A 25,193-nucleotide genomic window follows, 5' to 3' on the forward strand; every position below is an offset into this window, starting at 1 on the left:
TCGACTGTCACGGTGGTCGTGCGCGCGCCGGACGACGCCGCGATCGCGCGCGGCGGCCGCCCGGCGTCTCATGGTCGGGGTGTCGCGGCGGCCAGTTTCTCGGCGGCGTCGACCGCCGCGAGTACACCGTTCTCCCGCGCGACCGTGCGGCCGATTTCGGCCGCTCGCTGCCGCATCCGCGGCGTGAGAGCCTGCGCCAGCGCCTGGTGCAGACGATCGGGGGTGATCGTGCGATAGGGGAACGTCGCGCCGATACCGAGCGCGGCGATCCGCCAGCCGTAGAAGAATTGATCGCTGTGCACCGGGATCACCACGGCAGGAATCCCCGCCCGCACCACGTCGTGGGTATTTCCGCTGCCGCCGTGATGCACCACCGCGGCGCAGCGCGGCAGGACGCGGTCGTAATCGAACGAATCGAGGATCAGCAGGGTGCGGTCGGCGCTGAATCCTTTCGGGAATCCGTCGCCTTTCACGGTGACGAGTGCCCGCGCCCCCAAGCGCGCGCAGACCGTCGCGATCATCTCGCGGCATTCCACCGGATCGAGCACGGGCATTCCGGTCATGCAGAAATAGATCGGGGGCTCCCCTTCGTCGAGCCAGGCGTCGAGTTCCGGGTCGACGACCGCTTCGCCCCAGGCGTCGCGCAGCAACGAGGGCAGAATGGAGGCGCCCACGATCGTGGCGCGTTCGGGCCAATCGTGCGGCTTCGGCAACAGCACGGGGCTCACCATGTGGACGAGCGGTATCCGTTCGGCACGCAGGCGCCGGAAAGGATTGCGCGGCCTGCCCGCCAAACCCATCTGACGGCGCAATTGTCGGTCGACCTTGCGATACAGGAACGTGTAGGACAATTCGAAAAGGCTGTAGGTCGCCCGCGACAGAATCCGGGACGAGGTCATGTTCTTCGCCATGAACGACGACGGGAACTCATCGGTGCGTTCGAGCGGGTAGGGCAGGCAGCCGATCACCGGGGTGCCGGTCTTCTCGCGGAACTCCATCGCCCACGGCAGCGTCGACGCGCACGCGACGACGACATCGGCGGACGCGCAGGTTCGCGCGAGCACCTCGTGCATCGCCACACCACGCTCACCCTCGATGATCCGCACCGTGTCGAGCATGATGCGAATGAACGGCAGCGTCTTTCCGGAGGCCAGCGCTCGCTTCGCCGCGGTCGTCTCGAGCAGTTCCGCGGCGTCGAAGGGAATCACCCGAGGCTCGAAGCCCGCCTTGCGCACGATGTGCGCTTGATTGCGGGTGGCGGTGATTTCCACTTCGTGCCCGCGGGCACGGAATTCGTGCGCCAACGCGAGATACGGTTGATGATCGCCCCTGGTACCTGCGGGCAACAAGGCCACACGCATACTATCGACTTCCGCTCGTGCACTGGGCTCGTCCGGCCGGATTCCACGAATCGGCCGATATCTGGTTCGTTGCAGGGATCCGCCTCCCGCGGACGTCCTGCTCGCTCGACAGAGTTCGGAACGGTACTCGGCCCCCCGCCGTTCTCAACGGGCCGACACTGTTCGCAGAATCGGGAGATGATCCTTTCGTCCGAAGGTGAGCCGACCGGCCGCGTCACACTCGGCGTGATCGGCTCCCGCGAAACCGGCGCAGGCCAGTATTCCGGCTCGACCGGGCGCCGTCCAGACTAGGCGCGGGCCGAATCGTTCCCTTCTCACCGGTGGGAGTGGCCCGACCGCGGTGCCGTGCGCCGGCTCGGCGAAAAATTCGCGGCGGCAGCGGATTCCGGCGTCGCGGGGATCTCGGGTACGGAGTGCGAACGACTGTTTCGGTGCGGTGCACCAGCGCGGCGCCGGCCGGTGACCCGACGCCGTGTGGGTCGAGCCCGGCGACCGCCGCCACGACGCCGGGCGTCGGCAGTGCCCCCGGAATCCGGGTATCGCCGGAAATGTCCGTGCCACAGCAAGCCTCGTCCGGGTCGAGTTTGCGGCTTCGCCCGATGCGCGGGCAATATGTGGAGGCTCGACGGTTGTCGGCGTGCGTCGCTCGCTGCGACTCATCCCGTGCCGCGGAAGGGACCCCGCCGTTCCAGAGGCGGAACCGATCTGTTATCTACTGGCTACGATTGTTTTTTCGACTGCACGCGCTCGGTAACCGTGAAGGGATTATCTCTATGGCACGCAAGGTCGTCGTGACACTGGTCGATGACTACGACGGCAAGTCTCAGGCCGAGGAAACAGTGTCTTTCGCCGTGGACGGCGTGGCCTACGAGATGGACTTGTCGGCGGACAATGCCGGTCAGTTACGTGGATTCTTCGAGCAATGGGTTCCGTATGCCCGCAAGGTCGGTCGCGCGCGCCGCGGCCGCGGCGGTGTTCTGCGGTCGGCGACCGATCGGGAACAGGCCACGGTGATCCGGGAATGGGCGCGCAAGAACGGCATAGATGTGTCGGCGCGTGGACGGATCTCCGCCGAGGTCGTCGAGGCGTACAAGAAGGCGAACGGGTAATTCCGGAAAGTACATCGATCGGTGGCCTGAAGTGCCCGCGCCGCAGCGGCGGCGCGGGCCGGCCACAGTGCCGTACTTTTCCGCGCGATGCCGCGATAACAGCGCCGCACCGGGGTAAGCGACCGGTATGACGGTCATGTTAGGCGCCCCGAAGCAGGAACTGCCCCGCCCGCGTGGCGAGCTGTCGGAAGCGGTGGTGGAGCTGCTGCGCGGCGAACCGGGTGGCTCGGTGCCGGAGCCGGGTCCGGCGGATCCGTACGGCGAAGACCTGCACCTGGCCCTGCACACCTGCTACGAGCTGCACTATCACGGTTTCCCGGCGGTCGACGCGGGATGGGAATGGGATCCGGGCCTGCTGGGTCTGCGCGCCGTGCTGGAGCAGCGGTTCCTGCGGGCGCTGCGCGAGGACGTGCCCGGCGGCGGGGATCTCGACGCGGAACTCGACCGGTTGCTGGTCACGCCGGCCGACCCGGACGGAGTGAGCCGTTTCCTGCGCGACGAGGGCCAGTGGTGGCAGATGCGCGAGTACTTCGTGCACCGTTCGATCTATCACCACAAGGAGGCCGATCCGTACGCATGGGTGATTCCCCGGCTGCGCGGCCAAGCCAAGGCATCGCTGGTGGCGGTCGAGTTCGACGAGTTCGGGGCCGGGCGCGGCGAACACGTGCACGCGCAGCTGTACGCCGACCTGCTGGCCGCCGCCGGCCTGAATCCGGACTATCTGCATTATCTGGACGTGGTTCCCGCGCCGATGCTCGCGCTGGTGAACATGATGTCGCTGTTCGGGCTGCACCGGTCGTGGCGGGGCGCGCTGGTGGGCCATTTCGCCACGGTGGAGATCACCTCCCCGCCCGGCGCTCAGCGGTTGGTGCAGGCGTTGGAGCGCTTGGACGCCGATCCGGCGTGCGTGCTGTTCTACCGTGAGCACGTCGAAGCCGACGCGGTGCACGAGCAGATCATGCGCACGGGAGTGATCGGCGACCTGCTGCGGCGGGAACCCGAGCTGACCGAGTCGGTGGCGTTCGGTATCCAGGTGACGAATCTGCTGGAGGACCGATTCGCTGATCATGTGCTGGAGTCCTGGCGCGCGGGGCGCGGCTCGTTGCGCGATGGCGGGCGCGGGCGTGGCGGCGCGGACGATTAAGCAGGCCTCGGCGGGCTATTCGCCGAATGTGATGTTGATTCGACCTCCCGGCGTCTATTCGCCGCAGCTGGACACCTGGTTGCTCGTCCGTGCTCTGGCCGAAGCGGGCGTTCCGCGCGGCGGGCACGCGTTGGACGTGTGTACCGGAACGGGCGCCTTGGCCGTCGCCGCCGCGTACACGGGCGCCGCGCGGGTGACCGCGGTGGACGTGTCCCGTTCCGCCGTCGTGTCCGCGTGGTTGAACTGCCGGCTGCGCGGCATCGACGCGGAGGTGTTGCGCGGTGATTTCGCCGCGGTCCTGGGCGGGCGCAGTTTCGATCTGGTACTGGCCAATCCGCCCTACGTCCCCGCGCCCGAGGGCACCGACAGCCGCGGCATCGCCCGGGCCTGGGACGCCGGGGCCGGGGGCAGGGCGATCCTCGACCAGTTGTGCGCGGCGCTGCCCACTCTGCTGAAACCGCGGGGGGTAGCGTTGATCGTGCATTCGGCGCTGAGCGATCCGGATTCGACGTTGGCGCAACTGCGGGAGCGAGAACTCAAGGCCGCGATCGTGGCACGGGCGACCGTGCCGTTCGGGCCCGTGCTGCGCCGGCGCGCGCAGTGGCTGGAATCGGCCGGGCTGATCGGGCCCGGTCAACGAATGGAAGATCTGGTGGTGATCCGTGCCGACCGCATCCGACAATGAGCAGTGGCGGCGAGTGACGCTCACCGCCGACGGTCCCGCCCTGATCGAGGGCCCGGTGGAGTTCGTCACCGCGGACGGGCGGACGGTGCGCTCCGACCGGTTCCTGGTGGCGCTGTGCCTGTGCAAGCGCTCGAAGAACTATCCGTTCTGCGACACCAGCCACCGCAGGCATCGCCGTTCGTCATGACCGCGGGTCACGCCGGGGAACCGTCCGAACCCAGCGAGCGAACGGTGTCGAGCAGCGATTCGGTGGCGCAGGCGACGGTCTGCTCGACCACCTCCACCGGTTCGCCGTCGAACTGACGGTGCCACGCGCGCACGCCGTGCTCGGTGGCGATCGCGAACCAGACCGAGCCCGGCGGCTGACCGTCCTGCGGGTCCGGGCCGCCCGCACCGGTGACCGCAACGGAGACAGCCGCTTTCAGCAAGCCGCGGACTCCGGTGGCCATCGCTTCGGCCGCCGTCTGTGAGACCACCGGCACGTCGGGCACACCCAGGACCGTGCGCTTGACCTCCGTGCTGTAGGCCACGAGGCCGCCGCGGAACCATTCGGACGAGTTCGGCGCCGCACCCAGCGTGGCGGAAAGCCGGCCGGCGGTGAGCGATTCGGCGACCGCCACGGTGATCTCCGACTGCTGCGCCGATTCGGCCAGCTCATGTGCGTTCTCGTCCGCCTGTGGCATCTGCGTCCTTTCTGCGCTGTGTGCAGCTCACCCTACGGCCCGGCCCGTGTCCGCCGGCACGGCAGCCACCCGGTTTCGGTGCGGCGGCGCCGGGAATGTCGGCAGAGAACCGGCCCTTGACGCAAGGAGAAAGCGATGACGACCGACGCGATCGTGCTGCTGCGCGACGACCACAAGGCGATCCGGAAACTGTTCCGCGAGTTCGAGAAGGCGGGCGAAGACGCCACGCAGACCAAGGGCAAGGTGGTGAAGAAGATCATCGAGGCGCTCACCGTGCACACGTATCTCGAGAACGAGTGCATGTACCCCGAGGTCCGCAAACTCGTTCCGGAGCTCGAGGACGACATCCTGGAGTCCTACGAGGAGCATCACGTCGCCGACGTGCTGGTCACCGAGTTGTCGATGATGAAGCCCGACGACGAGCACTTCACCGCGAAGACCACCGTGCTGATCGAGAACGTCGACCACCACATCGACGAGGAAGAGAACGAGTGGTTCCCCAAGGTGCGCGAAAGCCTGGGGCGCAAGCAGCTTCAGGAGATCGGGGCCCGGATGCAGGAGCTCAGGAAGAAGGCGCCGACCTCGCCCGCCCAGCCCTCGGCCCTGAAGAAGACGGTGGACGCTGTGCTGGCCTGAACACGCGCCGGCGCCTCGGGGGAGGCGCCGGCGCCATCGCGTGAGTGTTCAGTCGGCGGGCGGGTACTGCTGCGTGCCCAGCAGCCGGGCCAGGTGGGCGGCGTTCCTGGCCAGCGCGGCGGTGGCCGAGGCCACCGCCTTGGGCACCGAATCGAGATCCTGGTAATCGGTGCCGCCCATGGCTTGATCGTTCCAGTACGTGCAGCCCTGCGCCGGAATGGTGAATCCGATGTCGTTGAGCCCCTGATACAGATCGGCGACGATCTTGTGCGCGCCGTCCTCGTTGCCGACCACCGCGACCGTGGCCACCTTGCCGACCATCGCCGGACGGCCCGCCTCGTCGGTCTCGGACAGTTCGGCGTCCAATCGCTCCAGCACCCGTTGCGCCACCGACGACATGTGCCCGACCCAGGTGGGGGTCGAGATCACCAGGATGTCGGCCGCCGCGACCCGCTCGCGAATCGAGGGCCACTGGTCGCCGGGGCCCTCGTCGGCGGTGACGCCGGGCAGCACGTCGTAGTCCACCACGCGCAGCACCGTGCCCTGCACGCCGTGCCCGGCCAGTTCGTCGAGCACCTGGCGGGCGATGAGGTCGCTGCTGGATTCGGCGGGCGACTTCTTCAGCGTGCACACCAGCGCGAGTGCGGTCGGTCCGGCCATGAAGGAAACCTCCTGATTCACCATGTGTTCCGATTCAGTCGCGGGCGACGACCCGGATCGTGCGCAGCCGGGAGTCGGCGGCGTCGGGCACGTTCATTCCCGCGTCGAGCCGGGTGCGCAGGTACTCGACGACGGCGTCATCGATGCGTTCCCCGGGCACGACCACCGGGATGCCCGGCGGGTAGGGCGTGAGCTGCTCGGCGGCGATCCGGCCGACGGCGTCGCGCGCGTCCACCGTCTGCACCGGGCCGAAGAAGGCGTCGCGTGGCAGCATCACGGTCTCGAGCTGCAGGTCCTCGGGTGAGGGGAGGTCGATACGCGGCGGCTGGGGATCGGTCAGCTGGTCGCGCCAGGCGGCGATGCCGTCGATGAGGGTGTCGACGGTGTCCTTGTCGTCGGCCATCGACAGCGTGGCCAGCAGGCGGCGGTGATCGCTCAACCCCATGTCGATGCGGCGGTGCTCGCGCAACCAGTCCGCGGCCTGGTAGCCGCTGGCCCCGGTGCCGGAGACGTCCATCAGGACCTGCAGCCGGTCGAGGTCGTGCGAGGCTTCCGCACCGAGCAGTTCGTCTTCGAGCACCTCGATTCCCGGTATCTCGGCGAGTTGCCGCCTGGCCTGTTCGGCGACCCGCAGGGCGTCACCGAGCAGTTCGTGGCCGCGCTCGACCATCTGCCTGCGCCAGCCGTCGAGCGCGGCGTAGACCAGCACGTTCGGGCTGGTGGTCATCAGCAGGTCGGCGCATTCGCTGAGCCGGATCGGGTCGATGAGATCGCCTTGCAGGTGGAACACCGAGCCCTGTTCGAAGCCCGCGCCCATCTTGTGCACGCTGACCACGCACAGATCCGCTCCCGCGTCCATCGCCCAGGTCGGCAGGTCCTCGTGGAAGGGCAGGTGCGCGCCCCAGGCCTCGTCGACGATCAGGGGCTTGCCCCGCTCGTGGCATACCTCGGCGATGCCCGGGATGTCCGCGCAGGTGCCGTAAGGACTCGGGCTCACGATCAGCGCCCCCGCGGCGCCGGGGTGCGCGTCCCACGCTTCGCGGACCTGCTGCGGCGAGGGCGGGTGCGCGAAATGGTGCTCGGCATCCCAGCGCGGCGTGATCCAGTGCGGCTGGACACCGGAGAAGACGAGCCCGGCGACGACGGATTTGTGGCTGTCGCGTGCCACGAGCAGGCCGCCGTCGTGGCCGCCCGCCACCGTCATCATGGCCGCCTTGACCGACAGGGAACTGCCGCAGGTGGAGAAGAACGCCGATTCGGCCCTGACCGCGTCGGCCATCAGCGCTTCGGCCCGCGCGAGATAGCCGCCGCGCGAGAGCCGGTCGTCCAGCCCGGCGGTGGCCAGCACGTCGGAGGCGAAGGCGTCCCGGCCGATCACCTCCAGGACGCGTTCGTCGGTTCCGCGTCCTTGCCGATGCCCGGGCGGCGTGAAGCCGTAGCGGCCCAGCCGGTGATAGTCGGCAAGCGCTTCCAGGAGAGGAGCTCGTGTATGGTCCACGGCTTCCGCCTACCCCGGATCGGCGGCGGCACACATCCGGCGCACCGCCGGCTCATGGCATCCCGCGCACCCCCAACCGCGGCGGTCTCCGACAGCGTCCCGAATCCGCCTGCCGCGCAAGGGGATGTGTCGGTCGGTGTGTGGACCGCCCCCCGACGGCGACCACCGCTCGACATCGGCGACCGGATCCAGGTCCAGGCGAGGCACCCCGGGCGGGAGGCGACCATACGTCGCGCCCTCCGGGGCCGGGCGATGCGGTCGCGTTCCGCGCTGACCGGGGTTCGTCCGGGCGAACCCGGTCGCCGGTCGTTTCGGGCACTGGCGTCCGGGTAGGACGGGGACTGTATCGACTTCGACCGGAGGAGCGCGCGGATGAAGGCAGTGACCTGGCAAGGGCGGCGCAAAGTCGCCGTGGAGACGGTGCCCGATCCGCGGATCGAGGCCCCGACGGACGCGATCATCGAGGTCAGCTCCAGCGGAATCTGCGGATCCGACCTGCACCTGTACGAAGTGCTCGGCGCGTACATGAGCAACGGCGACGTCCTCGGCCACGAACCCATGGGACGTGTGGTCGAGACCGGCTCGGCCGTCACCGGCCTGGCTCGCGGGGATCGCGTCGTCATCCCGTTCCAGATCAGCTGCGGCGCCTGCTACATGTGCCGCACCGGCCTGCCCACCCAGTGCGAGACGACGCAGGTCCGCAAATACGGCTGCGGCGCGGCCCTGTTCGGCTACTCCAAGCTCTACGGGCAGGTGCCCGGTGGCCAGGCCGAGTATCTGCGGGTGCCGCATGCCGACGCCACCCATATCAAGGTGCCCGAGGGACCGGCCGACGACCGCTTCCTGTACCTGTCGGACGTTCTGCCCACCGCCTGGCAGGCGGTGGAATACGCCGCGGTGCCCGACGGCGGGTCGGTGACCGTGCTCGGCCTCGGCCCGATCGGGGACATGGCCTGCCGGGTCGCGGCGCATCGTGGCTATCGCGTCATCGGTGTCGACCGGGTGCCCGAACGGCTGGCGCGGGCGGCCGCGCGCGGTGTGGAGGTGATCGACATCGGCGCCGTCGACGAGCCGGTCGGCGACATCATTCGCGGCTGGACCGAGGGCCGCGGCACCGACTCGGTGATCGATGCGGTGGGAATGGAGGCCCACGGGTCGCCGATCGCGTCGGCGGCCCAGCGCTCGGCGGCGTTCCTGCCGGATCTGGTGGCCCAGAAGGTGATGGACACCGCGGGCGTGGACCGGCTCGCGGCGCTGAACTCCGCGATCGACATCGTCCGGCGCGGTGGCACGATCTCGGTGATCGGCGTCTACGGCGGCATGCTCGACCCGTTGCCGATGCGGGTGCTGTTCGACAAGCAGATCCAGGTGCGGATGGGCCAGGCGAACGTCAAGCGGTGGGTCGAGGACATCATGCCGCTGCTGGGCGACGGCGACCCGCTCGGCGTGGACACCTTCGCGACCCATCGGCTGCCGTTGACCGCCGCGGCGGAGGGCTACGCGATGTTCCAGCAGAAGACCGACGGTGCGGTGAAGGTGGTGCTCGACCCGACCGCCACGAACTGACCGGCGCACCGGCCCCGGCCGAGGTCCGAGACCGCGGCCGCGGACGGTTTGCTCTGTCTTTGCCTGGGTAGCTGCCGGGTATGAGCTTTTTACTGCGCGGAGTCGTCTCACCGTGGTGGCTCGAGGCGCCGACCTCCGTGGCGGCGGAGATTGCCCGCGCCGGCGTGGAGAAGGTCGTCGATCTGGGAACCAAAGCGGCCCAGGCGCCGGTGCAGGCGGTGGCCGCGGGCGCGCGGGCGGGCGCGTCGCTGCTGAACCTGGGACGCGACGAGGAGTTGCGCGACGAGTTCGCTGCGCTGATCGATCCACACGCGCTGCGTTCGCGCCGCCGTGTGGCGCTCTACGAGGACCGGGCGACCGTCGAGGTGCGCGGGCTGGACTCCGGAAAGAGCGGAGACGTCACGCAGGCGCTGCACCGGACGCTGGACCGGCGTCGCGATGTGCGCTGGTGGCGGGTGAACGCGGTGACCGGCCGCGTCGTCGCCGCGCTCGAGCACGGCGCGGCCGACCTGCCCGCCCTGGTGTCGGCCATCGAGTCCGTCGAGGCGGACACCGCGGTCGGCGACCTGGACTGGAGCCGCGGCTGCGAGCACCCCGGAGATCGGGAACCACTGCTCGCGGCCGCGATCCAGGTCGCAGGCGACGTGGGTGCGATCGGATTGTCCGCGGTGGGCGCGGTGCTGCCGTTGCGCGGGCCCGCCCGGATGTTGCGCGCGGCGGCGGCCTTCGTCGACACCCAGCCCCGGCTGCGCAAACGGCTGGAGGAACAGCTCGGCCGTCCACGCACGGACATGGTGCTCACCACCGCCAACGCCATCGGCAACGCCCTGGGCAACAGCGCGGCGGCGGGCACGGCGAATCTGGTCATCGACGCGGTGCATCGCGGTTTCACCCTGACCGAGTCGATGACCAGGTACGCGCAGTGGCGCCACTGGGAGACCGAGATCGACCGCCGTCCGGCGGAAGTGTGCGATCCGCTGTCACCGTCCACCCGCGTGGTCGAGATGCCGCAGGGACCGATCGAGCGGGTCGCCGACGAGACAGCGGCGGGCGCGCTGGTGGGTGCGGTCACCTCCGTCCTCGGCGGCCGCGGCCTGTTCGGCGCCGCCGACGCGCTGGAACTCGGTGCGCCCAAGGCGGCGCGGGCCAGCCGGGAGGCCTACGGCGCCCTCGTCTCCACGGTGCTCGGCCGCGCCGGTGTGCTGACGCTGCACCCGCGGGTCTGGCGGCGACTGGACCGATTGTCCGCCCTGATCATCGACGGAGAATCGCTGCTGACCTCCCGCCGCTTGGTGCTCGACGCCGAAACGACCGACCAGAGATGGTCGGTCGCCGACGTGTGGAGCGCGGGCCAGCGGCTGCTGTGGGAGCGGGAGGCCGGCGAAGGCGCGGACAACGAAGCACAGCCGGACGACACCGATCGCTACCTGTCGTCGGGGGGCCACCGCACACTGGTGCACCCGGCCACCGGAAAACCCGACGACGGTGCCACGCCCCGCCCCGTGTGGCGCGAACTCCACGACAACGGCAAACCGGTCGGACGAGTCCTGATCGGCCGCGAACTCGACCGGCGGGCACACGCGCTGCTGAGCCGGGCGCGCAGCGCGGGCCTGCGCGTCACCCTCGCCGCGGGCGCCGACGCCGCCGAACTGCGGTCGATGGCCGACGAATTCGTCTCCCCATCCCATTCGCTCAGCGAGCGGGTGCGCACGCTGCAACAGGACGGTCACGTCGTCGCGGTGCTGAGCCCCCGCGCTCACAAGGCCCTGGCCTGCGCCGATGTCGGGATCGGTCTGGCCATGCGGGAAGACAACGCCCTACAGATGCCCTGGACCGCCGACGCGGTCTGCCGCGACCTCGGACAGGCGCACCGCGTCATCGCCGCCATCGCCCCCGCCCGGCAGGTGAGCGAACGCGGCCGTTCGCTGGCGCTGTCGGCGGCCGCGCTGGGCGGGCTGCTGCTGGCCGTCGCCCCCGATAGCGCGGGCCGGGCCTCGCCCATGACCGCCGCCCACTACACCGGTCTGCTCAGCGGCGCCTACACCGGATGGCGCACCGCACGCACCGAGCCACCGGCCACCCTCGCCCCGTTGCTGCCCTGGCACGCCCTCGAACCCGGCGAGGTATTGAGCCGGTTGCCGCAGCCCGGGCCGGTGCGGGAACGAGCCCAGCCGGACACCGCCGCCCGCATCCCCGGGGTGCGCGTGCTCAGCTCGGCGGCGTCGTTCGCGGGCCAACTGCGCCGCGAACTGGCCGACCCGCTGACCCCGATCCTCGGCGTCGGCGCGGTCGCCACCGCCGTGCTCGGCGCCCCGTCGGACGCCGTGCTGTTGTCGTCGGTCCTCGCGGTGAACGCGCTGGTGTCCGCCTGGCAACGGCAGCGCGCCGAGGGCGCGTTGCACCGGCTGTTCGAAGGCGAGCAGCTCACCGCCCGGGTGATCGATCGCGCCGAACTCGACACGGGCGAACCGCGCGAAACCCGCGTGCCCGCGAACCTGCTGGCACTGGGCGATGTCATCGTGCTGCGCGCCGGGGACGTGGTCCCCGCCGACGCGCGGCTGCTGCGCGCGGACGACCTCGAGATGGACGAATCCGGCCTCACCGGCGAGTCGATCACCGTCGACAAGCAGGTCCCCGCCACGCCGGGCACGTCGGTGGCCGACCGCGCCTGCATGGTCTTCGAAGGCAGCACCGTGGTGAACGGCACCGGGCGGGCGATCGTCGTGGCCGTCGGCCACGACACCCAGGCGGGCCGCGCCGCCGCCGGAGCCATTCCGCCCGAGAAGGCCGGTGTGCAGGCGCAGTTGCGCCGCCTGACCGACCGCGCCCTGCCGCTGACCCTGACCGGCGGCGGCGTCGTGACCGGGCTGGGCATCCTGCGCGGCAGGCCCCTGCGCACCGCCATCGCCGACGGCGTGGCGGTCGCGGTCGCCGCGGTCCCCGAAGGACTGCCGCTGGTGGCCACGGTCGCTCAGCTCGCCGCCGCCCGCAGGCTGTCGCGCCACGGTGTGCTGGTGCGCGCCAGCCGCACCGTCGAGGCCCTCGGCCGGGTGGACACCCTGTGCTTCGACAAGACCGGCACCCTCACCGAGGGGCGGCTGCGCCTGACCACTCTCGCCGATCTCGACGACCAGTGGTCCCCGGACGCGGGCTCCGAAGACGCGCACCGTCTGCTGCGAGCCGCGGCCCGCGCCTGCCCCGATCCCACCGAGGGACCGATCGCGCACGCCACCGACCGCGCCGTCGTCGACGCCGCGGCCCAGATACTCGGTGACGACGCCCGGCAGTGGGATGCGATCGAGGAGATCCCGTTCGAATCCAACCGCGGATACGCCGCCACCCTCGGCCACACCGCCCGCAGACTGCGGCTGATCGCGAAGGGCGCACCCGAAGTCGTGCTGTCGCGCTGCACCAGGGTGCGGGTGAACGACACCGACCACCCCTTCGACGAGCGCATGCGCGAACGCGCCGAACGCGCGGTGCGCGATCTGGCCGAGCAGGGCCTGCGGGTGCTGGTGGTGGCCCGGCGCGACCTTTCCACCGAACCCGACGACGTCGAGGCGGCGGTCGTGGAACTGACCCTGCTCGGGTTCCTCGGCCTCGCCGACGCCCCACGCCCGCAAACGCTGCCGCTGGTCACCGCGCTGCAACGCAACGGCATCAGCGTGCGCATGATCACCGGCGACCATCCGGTGACCGCGGCGGCGGTGGCCCGCCAGCTCGGCATCGACGCGGGTGAGGTCGTGACCGGCGCGGATCTCGACCGCCTCGACGAGACCGCCCAAGCCGAGCTGATCGAACAGGGCACGGTCTTCGCCCGCGTCGATCCCGAGCAGAAGGTGCGCATCGTGGCGGCGCTGCGCCGCGCCGGTCACGTCGTCGGCATGACCGGCGACGGCAGCAACGACGCCGCCGCCATTCGCACCGCCGACGTCGGAATCGGTTTGGCCGCACAGGGTTCCATCGCCGCGCGCAATGCCGCCGACATGGTGCTCACCCGCCCCGACCCCCTCGTGCTGTTGCATGCCCTCGTCGAAGGGCGCGGCATGTGGCAGCGGGTCACCGACGCGGTCGGTGTGCTGGTCGGCGGCAACGCGGGCGAAGTGGCCTTCACGCTGTACGGCACCGCCGTCAGCGGCCGAGCGCCGCTGGGCACCCGGCAGTTCCTGCTGGTGAACATGCTCACCGACATGTTCCCCGCGATGGCGCTGGCGCTGTCGCGCGACGGGGACGCGGTCGATCCCGACGACACCGACGACCCGAAGGCCCAGGCGGAGCGGGCATCCGAACGCCTGGCCGAACTCCCGCGTGCGCAACTGGGTACGGATCTGCTGCACACCCTCGGCGTCCGCGGTGTCGCGACGGCCACCAGCGCGTCGGTCGCGTGGACCCTCGGCCGCGTGACCGGCACGCAGCGCCGCGCCGCGACCATCGGCCTGGTCGCGCTCATCGGCACCCAACTCGGCCAGACGCTGGTCTCCGGTTACCGCAGCCCGCTGGTGTGGCTCACCACGGCGGCGAGCGGCGCGGTGCTCGGCGCGGTGGTGATGACACCGGGGTTGTGCACCTATTTCGGTTGCCGCCCGCTGGATCCCGTCGGATGGGGGATCGCGACGACCTGCGCGACGACCGCCACCGCCGCCGCCGTGCTGCTTCCTCGGTTGCTGCCCCAGCCGCAGCCACCAGCGCCGGCGGCGCGCTGATTGGCGCCGCACCGCCCGGGTACCCGCCGGGCGACGGACCCTGCCACCGGCACAGGACAGGAGGACCCCATGGCTCAACAGGTCGGTGACTACGTCGTGCAACGTCTGCGGGAGTGGGGCGTCGAGCAGGTCTTCGGTTATCCCGGCGATGGGATCAACGGCCTGATCGCCGCTTTCGGCCGCGCGGATGACGATCCGGCGTTCATCCAAGCCCGCCACGAGGAGATGTCGGCGTTCCAGGCCACCGGATACGCCAAATTCAGCGGCAAGGTGGGCGTGTGCACCGCGACCTCGGGCCCTGGAGCGATCCATCTGCTCAACGGTTTGTACGACGCGAAACTCGATCACGTCCCGGTGGTGGCGATCGTCGGGCAGACCGCCCGTAGCGCGATGGGCGGCAGCTATCAGCAGGAAGTCGATCTGCAGAACCTGTTCAAGGACGTCGCGTCCGACTACTTGGTCGAGGTGAATGTTGCCAGTCAATTGCCCAATGCGCTGGACCGCGCATTCCGGGTCGCGATCGCGCGGCGGGCCCCGACCGCGGTGATCCTGCCTTCGGATCTGCAGGAGCAGCCCTACGAGCCACCGCAGCACGCCTTCAAACAAGTGCCGTCGAGCCCGCCCGGACAGGCCGCGGGGCGCGTGATTCCCGCGCACGAGGACATCCGGCGGGCCGCGGAGGTGCTCGACGCCGGATCCAAGGTGGCGATCCTGATCGGGCAGGGCGCCCGTTCGGCCGCCGAGGAGGTGGTGGAGCTCGCCGAGCGCACCGGCGCGGGCGTGGCGAAGGCTCTGCTGGGCAAGGACGTCCTGCCCGACGATCTGCCTTTCGTCACCGGAGCGATCGGATTGCTCGGCAGCAGGCCCAGTTACGAACTCATGCGCGACTGCGACACGCTGCTGATCGTCGGATCGAACTTCCCCTACAGCCAGTTCCTGCCCGAATTCGGGCAGGCGCGCGCCGTGCAGATCGACATCGACGGCGCCATGATCGGCATGCGGTACCCGACCGAGGTGAACCTGGTCGGCGACGCGAGATCGACGTTGGCGGAACTGATTCCGCTCGTGCGGCGCAAGGACGACCGCGGCTGGCGGGAGAAGATCGAGAAGAACGTCGCCCGCTGGTGGCAGACCATCGAACGCCAATCCCTGCTCGATGCCCACCCGGTCAACCCCATGCGGGTGGTGTGGGAACTGTCCGAGCGCATTCCCGACGACGCCATCGTCACCGCGGATTCCGGGTCCTCCACCAACTGGTATGCCCGCTGCCTGCGCTTGCGCGGCCGGATGCGCGGGTCGCTGTCGGGCACCCTGGCGACCATGGGGCCCGGCGTGCCCTACGCCATCGGTGCCAAGTTCGCCCACCCCGACCGGCCCGCGATCGCGCTGGTCGGCGACGGCGCCATGCAGATGAACGGGATGGCCGAACTGCTCACCATCGCCCGCTACCGCCCCCGTTGGAGTGATCCGCGCCTGATTGTCTGCGTCTTCCACAACAACGACCTCAACCAGGTCACCTGGGAGCTGCGCGCCATGGGCGGCGCACCGAAATTCGAGCAGTCGCAGGCCCTTCCCGACGTCTCCTACGCCGAAGTCGCCCGCAGCGCGGGCCTGACCGGCATCACCGTGCGGACGCCGGAGGATCTCGGGCCGGCCTGGGACCGCGCCCTGCACGCCGACGGCCCGGTGGTGCTCGACGTGCACTGCGACCCCGACGTGCCGCCCATCCCGCCGCACGCCACCTGGGATCAGATGAAGGACACCGCCGAAGCCGTGCTGCGCGGCGACCCGGACGCCTGGCATCTGATCGCGCAGGGTGCGAAAACCAAAGTCCAGGAGTTCATTCCGTAGCGACAGAAACGAGTGTGCGATGACCGAACAGGATGTCGTCGAGCTGCTGACCGCCCAGCACGAGGAGATCTTCGCGTTGCTGGCGCGGCTGAAGGCGGGCGAGGACGGGAAACAGGATCTGTTCACCGAGTTGGTGCGGTTGCTGGCCGTGCACGAGAGCGCCGAAGAGGAGGTCGTGCATCCGGTCGCCGGGCGGGCTCGTTTCGGCGCGGACGCCGACATCGTGCAGCCGCGGCTGGAGGAGGAGAACGCGGCCAAACGCGCCCTCGCGGACCTGTACGACCTGGGGGTGGACCATCCCGATTTCGACGCCCGGCTCGCGAAGTTCGCCGACGCCGTGGCCGAGCACGCCGCGCACGAGGAGACCGAGGAGTTCACCCTGCTGCGCGCGCAGTTCTCGACCAGCCAGTTGCGGCGGATGGCGGGCTCGGTACGCGCCGCCGAAGCCGTGGCACCCACCCGCCCGCACCCCCACGCGGGGGAGTCCGCGGCCGCGAACCTGCTGGCCGGCCCGCCACTGGCGGTGTTCGACCGGGCTCGCGACGCGGTGCGCGACTGGCGGCAGAACCAGGACACCTGAACCATCCCAAGCCCACGAAGCGGAGAAGGAGAACACCGACATGGGGTTTCCCGAGCAGCAGCAAGAAGTTCCCGGCATCCAGGCCCGGATGACCCCCGTGCCGGACTGCGGTGAGGACAGCTACCGCGGCTCCGGCAAACTGACCGGCAAGGCCGCCGTCATCACCGGCGCCGACAGCGGAATCGGCCGGGCGGTGGCGATCGCCTACGCGCGCGAGGGCGCGGACGTGCTGATCTCCTACCTCGACGAGGACGAGGATGCCAAGGAAGTCGCCGAGCTGGTGACGCAGGCCGGGCGCAAAGCCGTCCTGGTGCCCGGCGACCTGTCCGAGGCCGCCCATTGCCGCGCCGTCATCGATCGGGCCGTGCGGGAATTCGGGAAGATCGACATCCTCGTGAGCAACGCGGCCTTCCAGATGACACACCAGACGCTGGAGGAGATCAGCGACGAGGAATTCGAGCACACCGTCGAACTGAACATCAACGCCTACTTCTACCTGGTGAAGGCGGCGCTGCCGCACATGCCTGCGGGGTCGTCGATCATCGGCAGCTCCTCGGTCAACTCCGACATGCCCTCGCCGACCCTGGCCCCGTACGCCGCGACCAAAGCCGCCATCGCGAACTTCTCCGCCAGCCTCGCGCAATTGCTGGGCGAACGGGGAATCCGGGTCAACAGCGTGGCGCCGGGACCGATCTGGACCCCGCTGATCCCCTCCACCATGCCGGTCGAGAAGGTCGCGAAGTTCGGTGACGACACGCCGTTGGGCCGCGCCGGTCAACCGGCCGAATTGGCGCCCACCTACGTCATGCTGGCCTCCGACGACGGCAGCTACATCTCCGGCGCTCGCATCGCGGTCACCGGTGGCAGGCCGATCCTGTGACGTTCCGCGCACGATGACCCGCCCGGTCGGCCGTGACGGCCGACCGGCAGCGGGGGCGGGTCACAGCATCGACACCACGATGCCCACCGCCACGGCGAGGAACAACAGGATCACCAACGCCCCGATGAGCATCGCCACGACCCCGGTGACCGGGAAGTGATGGCTGGTGCTGGGCTCCGGCGCCGACAGCCCGGAGGTCTGCGGGGTGTCCGGCGGGGTCGCGCCCGGCGCTACTCCGCCGCCTGGTTCCAGATCGGGGGTTTTCGCGGGATCGGGGTCCATCGCACTCATAGCCGCTCCCTACTCGCCGTCGTTGCCCGGCACCTCGGGTGCGCCGGGCCGTTTGCCGGTCCTCTTCCGATACAGGATCACGGCGCCGACCAGCACCGCGAGCGCGAGAATCACCAACAGTTCCATGCCCGGGTCCTACCCGATATCCGCGCGCCCAATCGGCACGCGTCCACCTGTCGCCGGGCGGTTCCGCACGAGGACATAGTGGCCGGCGGTCTCCTGGAACGCGACCGCCGCATCGATCGCCGCGTCGTCCGGGACGGGACTGCCCGCCGGGACGACGACCAGTTTGTCGTCATCGTCGTAGAGCCGGTGGACGATCGCGACGCAACGTCCCCGCGCGAAAACCAGCGGTTCGGACGGTCCGAGAAAGTAGGCGTCGAGCTCCTGCCCATCGGGAGCACGGGTGAGCGGCACGTAGCCGTAGTTGGCCCCCCGTCGGTCATCGTCCGAGGCTACGGCAGCTCGCTCGGGCCCTCGGGAAGCGCACCGCCATATCGGACAGGCACTGCGCCCACGGGTGCGGGCATTGCGTGCGGGCGTGGGCTGGAGGAAGGTGAGTTATGTCCGGTGGCGCCACCGGGGCGCCACCCTGACAGGGCAGGAGGTGGCCCGTGTACGCACGTTCCAGCACCATCGCGGCGCAACCGTCATCGATGGACGACGGGCTCGCATATCTGCGTGATGAATTGATGCCGAATCTGTCCGAGATCCAGGGGTGGGTCGGTTTGTCCTTGATGGCCGACCGGTCGACGGGACGCTGCATCGCCACGACTTCCTGGGAGAGCGAGGAGGCGTTGCATGCCAGCAGAGGACGCGTCCAGCAACTGCGTGAGGGCATGGCCCGGCGCCTCGGCGGGCGGGCCGAGCGCGTGGAGGAGTGGGAGATCGCGGTGATGCACCGTGACCACCCGGCAGGCAACGATGCCTGCACCCGCTGCACCTGGGTCCAGGTCGATCCGGCCCAGGTCGACCGGCTGGCCGACATGTTCAAGACGGAAGTGCTGCCGCAGACGGAGATGCTCGACGGATTCTGCAGCGCGAGCCTGTTCATCGACCGCGACAGCGGCCGAGCGGTGGGCGCGACCGTGTGGGAGAACCGGCAGGCGATGGACGGCAGCCGCGAGCAGACCAATCAGATCAGGGCCACGGCGACCCAACGGGTGGGCGCCAACGTCCTGGAGGTGGGGGAGTTCGATCTGGCCTTCGCGCACCTGCGCGTACCCGAGATGGCGTGAAAGCACGGACGTCCGGCCGGAAAACGAGCTTTCCGGCCGGGTATCCGCGTCCCGCGCAGGGGTAGTGGCCATTACCCGAGACGTAATGGCCACGCTCCGCGGCCGTTCGTAGGATCGGGGCGTGAGTACCCCAACGGCAGGTGACCTGCTGCGACATTGGCGTCTGGAACGCAGGCTGAGCCAGCTGGAACTGGCCGGACGGGCCGACACCTCGGCGCGGCATCTGAGCTTCATCGAAACCGGGCGCGCCACCCCGAGCCGCACCATGATCGTGCACCTGTCCGAGCATCTGGAGATCCCGTTGCGCGAGCGCAACCGCGTCCTGCTGGCCGCGGGCTACGCTCCCGCCTACGCGCAACCCGGCCTGGACACCCCCGCCATGGACGCCGTTCGCGGTGCCATGCGCCAGATCCTCGCCGGTCACGAGCCCTACCCCGCGCTGGCCATCGACCAGAACTGGACGATGGTCGACGCCAACAGCGGCGTGTCCGTGCTCATCGCGGGCATCGATCCGGCACTGGTGACACCGCCGGTGAACGCTCTGCGCCTGAGCCTGCACCCCGACGGCATGGCAGGCCGCATCCGCAACCTCGCCGAGTGGCGCGGCCACATCTTCGCCCGCTTGGCGCGTCAAGCCGAGGTCACCGGGTCCCGGGACCTGGCCGATCTGCTCGAGGAGCTGCGGTCCTATCCCGGCGGCGAAGTGGAACTCGCCGTCCCCGAACCCGACCAGGCGGTGGTCCCGCTGCGGATCGACCATGACGGGAACGAGCTGTCGTTTCTCAGCGTCACCACGGTGTTCGGTACCCCGATGAACGTCACCGTCGCCGAACTGGCCATCGAGTCGTTCTTCCCCGCCGACGAGGACACCATGAAGCGGCTCACCGCGGGCGCCCGGTGAGCGGCGCGGCCCAGCTGTCGGCGCTGCTGACCGTGCCCGTGCGCGCCGTCACCGACCTCGGCGCCCATCACGCGTGGACACTGCACCGCGCCGAAACGGCCGACGGCCGAGCGCTGTTCGTGAAGGCGACGGCCGAGCCGACACCCGTCTTCGCGGCGGAAGCGGCGGGTCTGACCTGGCTGCGAGACACCGCCACCGGCTCCGGCGACGGCAACCGGGCCTTGCTGCCGGAGGTGCTGGCCGTCGACGACCGGATGCTGGTGCTGCCGTGGCTGGAGGAAACCGGCCCGACCCCCGCGGCCGCCGAGCGATTCGGTCGCGAACTGGCCACACTGCACGCCCACCGAGCCGAGTGGCTCGGTGCACCGTGGGAGGGCTGGATCGCGAACCTGCCCCTGCCCAACACCCCGACCAGCGGACCGTGGTCGCGGTGGTACGCCGAATATCGCCTCACCCCCTACCTCGCCCGGGCGGCCCCGCATCTCGGCGAAGACGGAACACGCCTGATCGAGCGCGTCATCGATCGCCTCGATGACCTGGCCGGGCCCGCCGAACCACCGGCCCGCATCCACGGCGACCTGTGGTCGGGCAACGTCCTGTGGACGCGGGAACGGGCGATGCTCATCGATCCCGCCGCGCACGCCGGCCACCGCGAGACCGACCTGGCCATGCTCGCCCTCTTCGGCATTCCGCACCTGGACCGCATCCAGGCCGCCTACCACGAGACCCATCCGCTCGCCGACGGATGGCGAACCCGCACGCCGCTGCATCAACTGCACCCGCTGCTGGTGCACCTCGTGCTGTTCGGGGCGGGCTACCGTGCGCAGACCCTCGCCGCGGCCACCGCGGCGCTCGCGTCCCGGCCTACCCGCCGACCCGCGCGATGACCTTCTCCGCGAAGCGCGACAGGTTGGCGATCTTCGTCTCCAGCGGCTCGGTGTCCTGCTCGGTGGTGTAGGGAAGCCGGAAGCCGACGATCACGTCGGTGACCCCTTTGTCCTCGAGGCGTTTGATGCCGTCGACGGTGAACCCGTCCAGCGAGATCACATGCACCTCGAAATCCTTGCGGGTGCCGTACTCCGCGCGCAGGGTATCCAATTCGGCCAGCAGCCGGTCCAGTTCGGCGCCGTCGCCACCGGCGTGCATCCACCCGTCGCCGCGCTGCGCGGCCCGGCGCAACGCCGGCTTGCTGTGCCCGCCGACGAGGATCGGCACCGGTTCGGTCGGCACCGGGCTGATCTTGATCGGCGGAATGTCGTAGAACTGTCCGTGGTATTCGAAGTAGCCGCCCGCCGAGAGCCCGCGCACGATGTCGATGCACTCGTCCATCCGCGCGCCGCGCTTGTCGAACGGCACCCCCATGATCTCGAAATCGTCCGGCCAAGGACTGATGCCGACGCCCAGCCCGAACCGGTTGCCGCTCAGCGCGGCGACCGAAGCTGCCTGCTTGGCCACCAGCACGGGCGGCCGGATCGGCAGCTTCAGCACGAACGGCGTGAAACGCAACGTGGTGGTGACCGCCGCCATCGCCGCGCTGAGCACGAACGCCTCGACGAACGGTTTGTCCTCCAGGAATTCCCGGCTGCCGTCGGGGGTGTAGGGATACTTCGCGTCGGACTCTTTCGGATACGCGACGCTGTCGGCGACCGCCATGGAGGTGTAGCCCGCCTCCTCGGCGGCTTTGGCGAGTGCGAGGTAATACGACGGATCGGTCATCGTCTCGGCGTAGGTGAAGCGCATAGTGCTCGCCTTCCTGGCGCGTCCAGCGCGCCGCGCGGGTCCCGGCGCCGGTGCCCGGGGAATGGGCCGGCGCCGAGACGTGAGAGGTACTGCCGCAAGCGGAACCGGGCCGCCTCGATGGTGTCGAGGCCCTCCGGTGGATCACCGCCTACTGCCATGGGTTGGTGAAGCCTTCCGGTATCAGGTGGTCGAACATCGCCCTCATCTCCCGCGAGAGCCGCAGCAGTTCGATGTACGAGCCGATCGGCCCCCCGTCGAGGTAGGCGAACTCCATCCCGACGCCCTCGAACCTGCCACATGCGGCGATCTCGATGCCGGCCTCGGTGGCCTCGGCGAGCGCGGCGTCGTAGTCGTCGGGCACCCAGGCGGCGTGATGCAGGCCGGGACCGAAACCTGCCAGGTGCTCGGAATACAGGCTCACCCCGCCACGCGGCTCGATCAGCTCCAGTTGCTGCCCGCCCGCGTAACCGAGCGCCACGCCGATCGTGTAATCGGCGGGTGCCCCACGCAGTTCGGCGTTATCGGGCCCGAAATGGACCTCCGGGATGGTGAACCAGTCGCCGACTCCGTACCGAGTGGTGAACGCCCGAGTGGCCGCGGCCAGATCGGCCACCACCCAGCACAGTTGGAAGATCGGGCCGCCGGCGATCATCCCCGGCTCCCGAGGCGGCTCATCGAGTTCGGACACCATCGGTGGGCAACCACCTCGGTGGCCACGACCGCGACGTCCGGCGCGGCCGGCAGACGGCACGGCGCGGCGCCGAGGCCGGACGCGGCACCGGTGACCACCGCCACATCATCCACGCCGTTCAATTAATCATCTGTGTTTAACATCGTCAAGGTTCGTGTTTAGTACAGTGCGGATATGCCGAGCGACGAATCGCGCGCCGCCTTGCTCGACGCCGGGGAACGCCTCATCGCCGAACGCGGCGTCGACGTGCCGTTGCGCGACATCGCCGCCGCCGCCGGTCAGCGCAACAACTCCGCGGTGCACTACTACTTCGAATCGCGCACCGGACTGATCGAAGCCATCGTCGAGCGACGGATGAACCGGCTCGAACAGCGCCGCATGCAGTTGCTGGCCGCCCACGAAGCCGACGGCCGCGCCAACGACGTGAACGCCCTCGTCGCCATGCTCGCCACCCCGATCCTAGAACTGCTCGGCCACGACCGGGTGACCCATCTAGGCCGGTTCCTGGACGTCGTGCGCACCCACCCCGTGGTGGCGGACGCCCACCGCCTCGCGGGCGCCGACCGCGCCGCCGTCCGTATCATCACCACCCGCCTGGACGCCGCGCTGACCGGGCTGCCGCGGCGCCTGCGCAGACAGCGCCTGGAGACGATGGCCACCGTCATGTTCGCGTTGATCGCCGACTACGAGCGCACCCTGGAGTCGGGCGTCCGCACCGCTCACCCCGGAGACGCCGCGGAAATCGTGGACATGATCGTCGCCATGCTCACCGTGCCCGTCCACGACCACCCCGCCGCCGCCCCGCGCCGCTGACACCGGCGCGGCCGGATACCGGCACGGCTGCCTCAACCCGACGTCCGCCGCGCCCCGACGCGGTTCGCCGGGACAGCGGCCCGCCGCCGCTCGGCTTGTGGCCGCGCTGCTTCCGGGAATCTGCGGTGCAACCGGTCGATGAAGCGGCGCACGGCACACAACTCGCTGTGCAACTCGTGGCGGGCGGCGGGATCGCCGCGGTAGGGGAATTCGATATCCCGCGCCAATGTCTGGGCTCGCCGGGTGAGCAACTCCAAGAAGACCCGGGCCTGGGCGAGGTCGGCGTCTTGTTCCATGCGGTGGCCGATCTGTCGTTCGATTACGGTGTCGGTCGCCCAGTACTCCCCGTGCCGCGGTCCTCGGCCGATCGGAGCAAACTGATGCTAACCGAGCCCCAGCCCACAGGTGCCGAAATGGAACCGTCTCTTGGCTATCGCGTGGCGACTCCCCATCCCGCTTCCGGCGTATCGTGATCGTATGGGCGTCATCGGGGAGCTGTTCCCAGGTAAGAAGCTGACCCACGAGGGCAGCGAGGACAGCGACGGACAGGCCTACACGCCGCGGTTCGACATCGATCTCGACACTGGCGTGGTCCGGGTGCCGCGCGCGCAACCACCCACCGTCGGCGACCAGCGGGAGCAGGCATGACATCTCGGATCCCGCTCGCGCGGAAAACATCTCGCTGATCGCAAACCGTTACCTCGGCGGTGCGCGCCGGTAGCGTCCCCGCAATGGGCAATGCTGGTGGGCGGCGGCGGCCGCTGAAGACCGTCACGGGAGTCAGCGGAGCGGTCAGCGTGTACGCGGCGGCCATCGATCCGGACGCGACCACGATCGCGTCATCGATCGAGATCGCGAAGATCGCCGAGCGTCACAGGTTCGACGCTCTGTTCGCCGCCGACCTCCTGAGTTTCGGTGCGCAGGGTGCGATCGGCGCGCAGGAACCCTTGATCTTCCTGTCCGCGTTGAGCGCCGTGACCTCGCACGTCGGGCTCATCGCGACGGTGACCACCACCTTCCACCACCCCTACAATCTCGCCCGGCTCTTCGGCACCCTCGACCACATCAGCAACGGCCGCGCGGCCTGGAACGCCGTCACCTCCTCGGTGGGCGAGGAGAACTACGGCGACCAGGAACTGCCGAGCCCCGAAGACCGCTATGCCCGCGCCACCGAATCCCTCGAGGTGGTCAACGCTCTGTTCGACAGCTGGCAGCCAGGCGCCCTGAGCGCCGACGGGCACGGTGGCGCGATCCTGGACCCCACCCGAGTGCGGCCCATCGAGCACACCGGGCGGTACTTCACCGTGCGCGGGCCGCTGAACATCCCGCCCCTGCCGCAGCGCAGGCCGGTCCAGTTCCAGGCAGGGCAGTCCACCGGCGGCATCGAACTGGGCGCGCGGTTCGCCGAAGTGGTGTTCACCTCGCTGCCGACCCTCGAAGACGCGGTGACCTACACCAAGCGCATCCGCGCCCGCGCGAACGAACTCGGCCGCGCCGACGGCCTGCCGTTGATCATGAGTTCCTTCCACGCCACCTACGGCGCCACGGAATCCGAAGCCAGGCGCCTGGCGCGGGAACAAGCGGAGGCCACCGACTTCGAGGCCGGGCGAGCCGCCCTCGCCGACATGTTCGGCGGCGGCGTCGACCTGTCCGGCCTACCGTTGGACAAGCCGCTGCCGGAGAGTCTGCTGCCCGACGTGACGTCCGTGCACCGCAGACGCGGCCGCGTGGAGATCTTCAGCAACTTCGCCCGATCGGGAAAAACACTGCGCGAGCTCATCATCGCCGCCAAGGACACCGGCCACTGGGCGGCCGTCGGAACACCCGAGCAACTCGCCGACGCGATCGGAGAACGCTACGACGCGGGCGTCCTCGACGTGATCTCCCTCGGCGGGCTCGCCGACGAACGCACCCGCGACTTCCTCGTCAACGGACTGCTGCCCGAACTGCGCCGCCGCGGCATCGTCGGCTCCGACTACGTCGGCGCGACCTTCCGTGACAACCTCGAACTTCCCCCACTACCGGACGGACCGCCCGAGGCACAGTCACACCCCTCGGCGAGATGAGCCCGCAGCCATTTTCGCCCTCGAGCCGGCGGGGCTCATCCGGAGATCACGCGCGTTGTGCCGCCCGAACGCGAGCACAGCCGCGGGACCGACGAGC

General features: G+C 69.9%; 25 protein-coding genes. 16 read left to right on the plus strand and 9 right to left on the minus strand.

Going from position 1 to position 25,193, the window contains the following annotated elements; genetic code table 11:
* Nucleotides 1–68: 68 nt before the first annotated feature.
* Nucleotides 69–1,361 (minus strand): glycosyltransferase, encoded by a 1,293-nt coding sequence (locus tag ACZ6DL_RS20850; protein WP_466053316.1) that lies wholly within the window; start codon nucleotides 1,359–1,361, stop codon nucleotides 69–71.
* A gap of 773 nt (nucleotides 1,362–2,134) precedes the next feature.
* On the opposite strand from ACZ6DL_RS20850, the gene ACZ6DL_RS20855 reads away from it, so the two are divergent.
* The 4 genes from ACZ6DL_RS20855 (at nucleotide 2,135) to ACZ6DL_RS20870 (ending at nucleotide 4,486) form a co-directional block, all read left to right on the plus strand.
* The gene (locus tag ACZ6DL_RS20855) at nucleotides 2,135–2,470 is read left to right on the plus strand and encodes a histone-like nucleoid-structuring protein Lsr2 (RefSeq protein ID WP_159928739.1); all 336 of its coding nucleotides are present in this window, start codon (nucleotides 2,135–2,137) and stop codon (nucleotides 2,468–2,470) included.
* A gap of 127 nt (nucleotides 2,471–2,597) precedes the next feature.
* Entirely contained in the window at nucleotides 2,598–3,614 is a 1,017-nt protein-coding gene (locus ACZ6DL_RS20860) for an iron-containing redox enzyme family protein (protein WP_466053318.1), read from the plus strand.
* Between the two features lie 31 nt (nucleotides 3,615–3,645).
* Nucleotides 3,646–4,299 (plus strand): HemK2/MTQ2 family protein methyltransferase, encoded by a 654-nt coding sequence (locus ACZ6DL_RS20865; protein WP_466053781.1) that lies wholly within the window; start codon nucleotides 3,646–3,648, stop codon nucleotides 4,297–4,299.
* Nucleotides 4,277–4,486, plus strand: coding sequence for a CDGSH iron-sulfur domain-containing protein (locus tag ACZ6DL_RS20870; RefSeq protein WP_063052993.1), 210 nt, complete (start codon nucleotides 4,277–4,279; stop codon nucleotides 4,484–4,486). Before ACZ6DL_RS20865 ends, ACZ6DL_RS20870 begins: the two co-directional genes overlap by 23 nt.
* A gap of 7 nt (nucleotides 4,487–4,493) precedes the next feature.
* Here the strand turns inward: ACZ6DL_RS20870 and ACZ6DL_RS20875 are convergent, their stop codons facing one another.
* Nucleotides 4,494–4,982: a CinA family protein gene (locus tag ACZ6DL_RS20875; protein ID WP_466053321.1), complete on the minus strand. Its 489-nt coding sequence runs from the start codon at nucleotides 4,980–4,982 to the stop codon at nucleotides 4,494–4,496.
* Between the two features lie 135 nt (nucleotides 4,983–5,117).
* Here ACZ6DL_RS20875 and ACZ6DL_RS20880 point away from each other — a divergent pair, with 135 nt between their 5' ends.
* Nucleotides 5,118–5,618 (plus strand): hemerythrin domain-containing protein, encoded by a 501-nt coding sequence (locus ACZ6DL_RS20880; protein ID WP_040871656.1) that lies wholly within the window; start codon nucleotides 5,118–5,120, stop codon nucleotides 5,616–5,618.
* A gap of 48 nt (nucleotides 5,619–5,666) precedes the next feature.
* Here the strand turns inward: ACZ6DL_RS20880 and ACZ6DL_RS20885 are convergent, their stop codons facing one another.
* Both ACZ6DL_RS20885 and ACZ6DL_RS20890 read right to left on the minus strand, forming a co-directional pair.
* Complete coding sequence (locus ACZ6DL_RS20885; protein ID WP_466053323.1) at nucleotides 5,667–6,278, minus strand: flavodoxin family protein; 612 nt, start codon at nucleotides 6,276–6,278, stop codon at nucleotides 5,667–5,669.
* 34 nt (nucleotides 6,279–6,312) lie between these two features.
* Entirely contained in the window at nucleotides 6,313–7,776 is a 1,464-nt protein-coding gene (locus ACZ6DL_RS20890; protein ID WP_466053325.1) for an aminotransferase class I/II-fold pyridoxal phosphate-dependent enzyme, read from the minus strand.
* 372 nt (nucleotides 7,777–8,148) lie between these two features.
* On the opposite strand from ACZ6DL_RS20890, the gene ACZ6DL_RS20895 reads away from it, so the two are divergent.
* The 5 genes from ACZ6DL_RS20895 to ACZ6DL_RS20915 all read left to right on the plus strand — a co-directional run bounded on the left by ACZ6DL_RS20895 (nucleotide 8,149) and on the right by ACZ6DL_RS20915 (nucleotide 17,356).
* Entirely contained in the window at nucleotides 8,149–9,342 is a 1,194-nt protein-coding gene (locus ACZ6DL_RS20895; protein WP_466053326.1) for an alcohol dehydrogenase catalytic domain-containing protein, read from the plus strand.
* Between the two features lie 80 nt (nucleotides 9,343–9,422).
* Nucleotides 9,423–14,045, plus strand: a complete 4,623-nt coding sequence (locus ACZ6DL_RS20900; RefSeq protein WP_466053328.1) for a cation-translocating P-type ATPase — start codon at nucleotides 9,423–9,425, stop codon at nucleotides 14,043–14,045.
* Between the two features lie 69 nt (nucleotides 14,046–14,114).
* Nucleotides 14,115–15,896 (plus strand): thiamine pyrophosphate-requiring protein, encoded by a 1,782-nt coding sequence (locus ACZ6DL_RS20905; RefSeq protein WP_466053330.1) that lies wholly within the window; start codon nucleotides 14,115–14,117, stop codon nucleotides 15,894–15,896.
* Nucleotides 15,897–15,915: 19 nt separating this feature from the next.
* The gene (locus tag ACZ6DL_RS20910; RefSeq protein ID WP_466053332.1) at nucleotides 15,916–16,476 is read left to right on the plus strand and encodes a hemerythrin domain-containing protein; all 561 of its coding nucleotides are present in this window, start codon (nucleotides 15,916–15,918) and stop codon (nucleotides 16,474–16,476) included.
* A gap of 40 nt (nucleotides 16,477–16,516) precedes the next feature.
* Nucleotides 16,517–17,356, plus strand: coding sequence for an SDR family oxidoreductase (locus tag ACZ6DL_RS20915; RefSeq protein ID WP_466053334.1), 840 nt, complete (start codon nucleotides 16,517–16,519; stop codon nucleotides 17,354–17,356).
* A gap of 60 nt (nucleotides 17,357–17,416) precedes the next feature.
* Here the strand turns inward: ACZ6DL_RS20915 and ACZ6DL_RS20920 are convergent, their stop codons facing one another.
* Together ACZ6DL_RS20920 and ACZ6DL_RS20925 are read right to left on the minus strand one after the other, a co-directional pair.
* Entirely contained in the window at nucleotides 17,417–17,647 is a 231-nt protein-coding gene (locus ACZ6DL_RS20920) for a DUF6480 family protein (RefSeq protein WP_062970613.1), read from the minus strand.
* A 135-nt stretch (nucleotides 17,648–17,782) separates the two neighbouring features.
* Nucleotides 17,783–18,145, minus strand: a complete 363-nt coding sequence (locus tag ACZ6DL_RS20925; protein ID WP_466053783.1) for an inorganic diphosphatase — start codon at nucleotides 18,143–18,145, stop codon at nucleotides 17,783–17,785.
* A 116-nt stretch (nucleotides 18,146–18,261) separates the two neighbouring features.
* Here ACZ6DL_RS20925 and ACZ6DL_RS20930 point away from each other — a divergent pair, with 116 nt between their 5' ends.
* From ACZ6DL_RS20930 to ACZ6DL_RS20940, 3 genes are all read left to right on the plus strand, one after another.
* Complete coding sequence (locus tag ACZ6DL_RS20930; protein WP_466053336.1) at nucleotides 18,262–18,885, plus strand: hypothetical protein; 624 nt, start codon at nucleotides 18,262–18,264, stop codon at nucleotides 18,883–18,885.
* Between the two features lie 121 nt (nucleotides 18,886–19,006).
* On the plus strand, nucleotides 19,007–19,786 hold the full coding sequence (locus tag ACZ6DL_RS20935; RefSeq protein WP_062970610.1) for a helix-turn-helix domain-containing protein: 780 nt from the start codon (nucleotides 19,007–19,009) through the stop codon (nucleotides 19,784–19,786).
* On the plus strand, nucleotides 19,783–20,673 hold the full coding sequence (locus ACZ6DL_RS20940; protein WP_466053338.1) for a fructosamine kinase family protein: 891 nt from the start codon (nucleotides 19,783–19,785) through the stop codon (nucleotides 20,671–20,673). The genes ACZ6DL_RS20935 and ACZ6DL_RS20940 overlap by 4 nt, the downstream gene beginning before the upstream one ends.
* Here the strand turns inward: ACZ6DL_RS20940 and ACZ6DL_RS20945 are convergent.
* Together ACZ6DL_RS20945 and ACZ6DL_RS20950 are read right to left on the minus strand one after the other, a co-directional pair.
* Complete coding sequence (locus ACZ6DL_RS20945) at nucleotides 20,651–21,526, minus strand: TIGR03619 family F420-dependent LLM class oxidoreductase (protein WP_466053340.1); 876 nt, start codon at nucleotides 21,524–21,526, stop codon at nucleotides 20,651–20,653. The two genes, ACZ6DL_RS20940 and ACZ6DL_RS20945, sit on opposite strands and share 23 nt — an antisense overlap.
* A gap of 148 nt (nucleotides 21,527–21,674) precedes the next feature.
* Nucleotides 21,675–22,217 (minus strand): VOC family protein, encoded by a 543-nt coding sequence (locus ACZ6DL_RS20950; RefSeq protein ID WP_466053342.1) that lies wholly within the window; start codon nucleotides 22,215–22,217, stop codon nucleotides 21,675–21,677.
* 174 nt (nucleotides 22,218–22,391) lie between these two features.
* On the opposite strand from ACZ6DL_RS20950, the gene ACZ6DL_RS20955 reads away from it, so the two are divergent.
* The gene (locus ACZ6DL_RS20955) at nucleotides 22,392–23,030 is read left to right on the plus strand and encodes a TetR family transcriptional regulator (RefSeq protein WP_393236528.1); all 639 of its coding nucleotides are present in this window, start codon (nucleotides 22,392–22,394) and stop codon (nucleotides 23,028–23,030) included.
* A gap of 32 nt (nucleotides 23,031–23,062) precedes the next feature.
* On the opposite strand, the gene ACZ6DL_RS20960 is transcribed toward ACZ6DL_RS20955, so the two are convergent.
* Nucleotides 23,063–23,326: a hypothetical protein gene (locus ACZ6DL_RS20960; RefSeq protein ID WP_466053344.1), complete on the minus strand. Its 264-nt coding sequence runs from the start codon at nucleotides 23,324–23,326 to the stop codon at nucleotides 23,063–23,065.
* Between the two features lie 181 nt (nucleotides 23,327–23,507).
* Between ACZ6DL_RS20960 and ACZ6DL_RS20965 the strand changes: the two genes are divergently transcribed.
* Together ACZ6DL_RS20965 and ACZ6DL_RS20970 are read left to right on the plus strand one after the other, a co-directional pair.
* Nucleotides 23,508–23,678: a hypothetical protein gene (locus ACZ6DL_RS20965; RefSeq protein WP_466053346.1), complete on the plus strand. Its 171-nt coding sequence runs from the start codon at nucleotides 23,508–23,510 to the stop codon at nucleotides 23,676–23,678.
* A gap of 83 nt (nucleotides 23,679–23,761) precedes the next feature.
* The gene (locus tag ACZ6DL_RS20970) at nucleotides 23,762–25,096 is read left to right on the plus strand and encodes an NtaA/DmoA family FMN-dependent monooxygenase (protein ID WP_466053348.1); all 1,335 of its coding nucleotides are present in this window, start codon (nucleotides 23,762–23,764) and stop codon (nucleotides 25,094–25,096) included.
* Nucleotides 25,097–25,193: the final 97 nt, after the last annotated feature.

The sequence above is a fragment of the Nocardia sp. NPDC041819 genome (assembly GCF_055590505.1).

Coding starts and splice junctions, on each gene's coding strand:
- ACZ6DL_RS20895 (WP_466053326.1), top strand. CDS start 8,149: ATGAAGGCAGTGACCTGGCAAGGGCGGCGCAAAGTCGCCGTGGAGACG.
- ACZ6DL_RS20945 (WP_466053340.1), bottom strand. CDS start 21,526: ATGCGCTTCACCTACGCCGAGACGATGACCGATCCGTCGTATTACCTC.
- ACZ6DL_RS20905 (WP_466053330.1), top strand. CDS start 14,115: ATGGCTCAACAGGTCGGTGACTACGTCGTGCAACGTCTGCGGGAGTGG.
- ACZ6DL_RS20955 (WP_393236528.1), top strand. CDS start 22,392: ATGCCGAGCGACGAATCGCGCGCCGCCTTGCTCGACGCCGGGGAACGC.
- ACZ6DL_RS20860 (WP_466053318.1), top strand. CDS start 2,598: ATGACGGTCATGTTAGGCGCCCCGAAGCAGGAACTGCCCCGCCCGCGT.
- ACZ6DL_RS20865 (WP_466053781.1), top strand. CDS start 3,646: ATGTTGATTCGACCTCCCGGCGTCTATTCGCCGCAGCTGGACACCTGG.
- ACZ6DL_RS20880 (WP_040871656.1), top strand. CDS start 5,118: ATGACGACCGACGCGATCGTGCTGCTGCGCGACGACCACAAGGCGATC.
- ACZ6DL_RS20970 (WP_466053348.1), top strand. CDS start 23,762: ATGGGCAATGCTGGTGGGCGGCGGCGGCCGCTGAAGACCGTCACGGGA.
- ACZ6DL_RS20915 (WP_466053334.1), top strand. CDS start 16,517: ATGGGGTTTCCCGAGCAGCAGCAAGAAGTTCCCGGCATCCAGGCCCGG.
- ACZ6DL_RS20910 (WP_466053332.1), top strand. CDS start 15,916: ATGACCGAACAGGATGTCGTCGAGCTGCTGACCGCCCAGCACGAGGAG.
- ACZ6DL_RS20950 (WP_466053342.1), bottom strand. CDS start 22,217: ATGGTGTCCGAACTCGATGAGCCGCCTCGGGAGCCGGGGATGATCGCC.
- ACZ6DL_RS20920 (WP_062970613.1), bottom strand. CDS start 17,647: ATGAGTGCGATGGACCCCGATCCCGCGAAAACCCCCGATCTGGAACCA.
- ACZ6DL_RS20965 (WP_466053346.1), top strand. CDS start 23,508: ATGGGCGTCATCGGGGAGCTGTTCCCAGGTAAGAAGCTGACCCACGAG.
- ACZ6DL_RS20850 (WP_466053316.1), bottom strand. CDS start 1,361: ATGCGTGTGGCCTTGTTGCCCGCAGGTACCAGGGGCGATCATCAACCG.
- ACZ6DL_RS20875 (WP_466053321.1), bottom strand. CDS start 4,982: ATGCCACAGGCGGACGAGAACGCACATGAGCTGGCCGAATCGGCGCAG.
- ACZ6DL_RS20900 (WP_466053328.1), top strand. CDS start 9,423: ATGAGCTTTTTACTGCGCGGAGTCGTCTCACCGTGGTGGCTCGAGGCG.
- ACZ6DL_RS20960 (WP_466053344.1), bottom strand. CDS start 23,326: ATGGAACAAGACGCCGACCTCGCCCAGGCCCGGGTCTTCTTGGAGTTG.
- ACZ6DL_RS20855 (WP_159928739.1), top strand. CDS start 2,135: ATGGCACGCAAGGTCGTCGTGACACTGGTCGATGACTACGACGGCAAG.
- ACZ6DL_RS20885 (WP_466053323.1), bottom strand. CDS start 6,278: ATGGCCGGACCGACCGCACTCGCGCTGGTGTGCACGCTGAAGAAGTCG.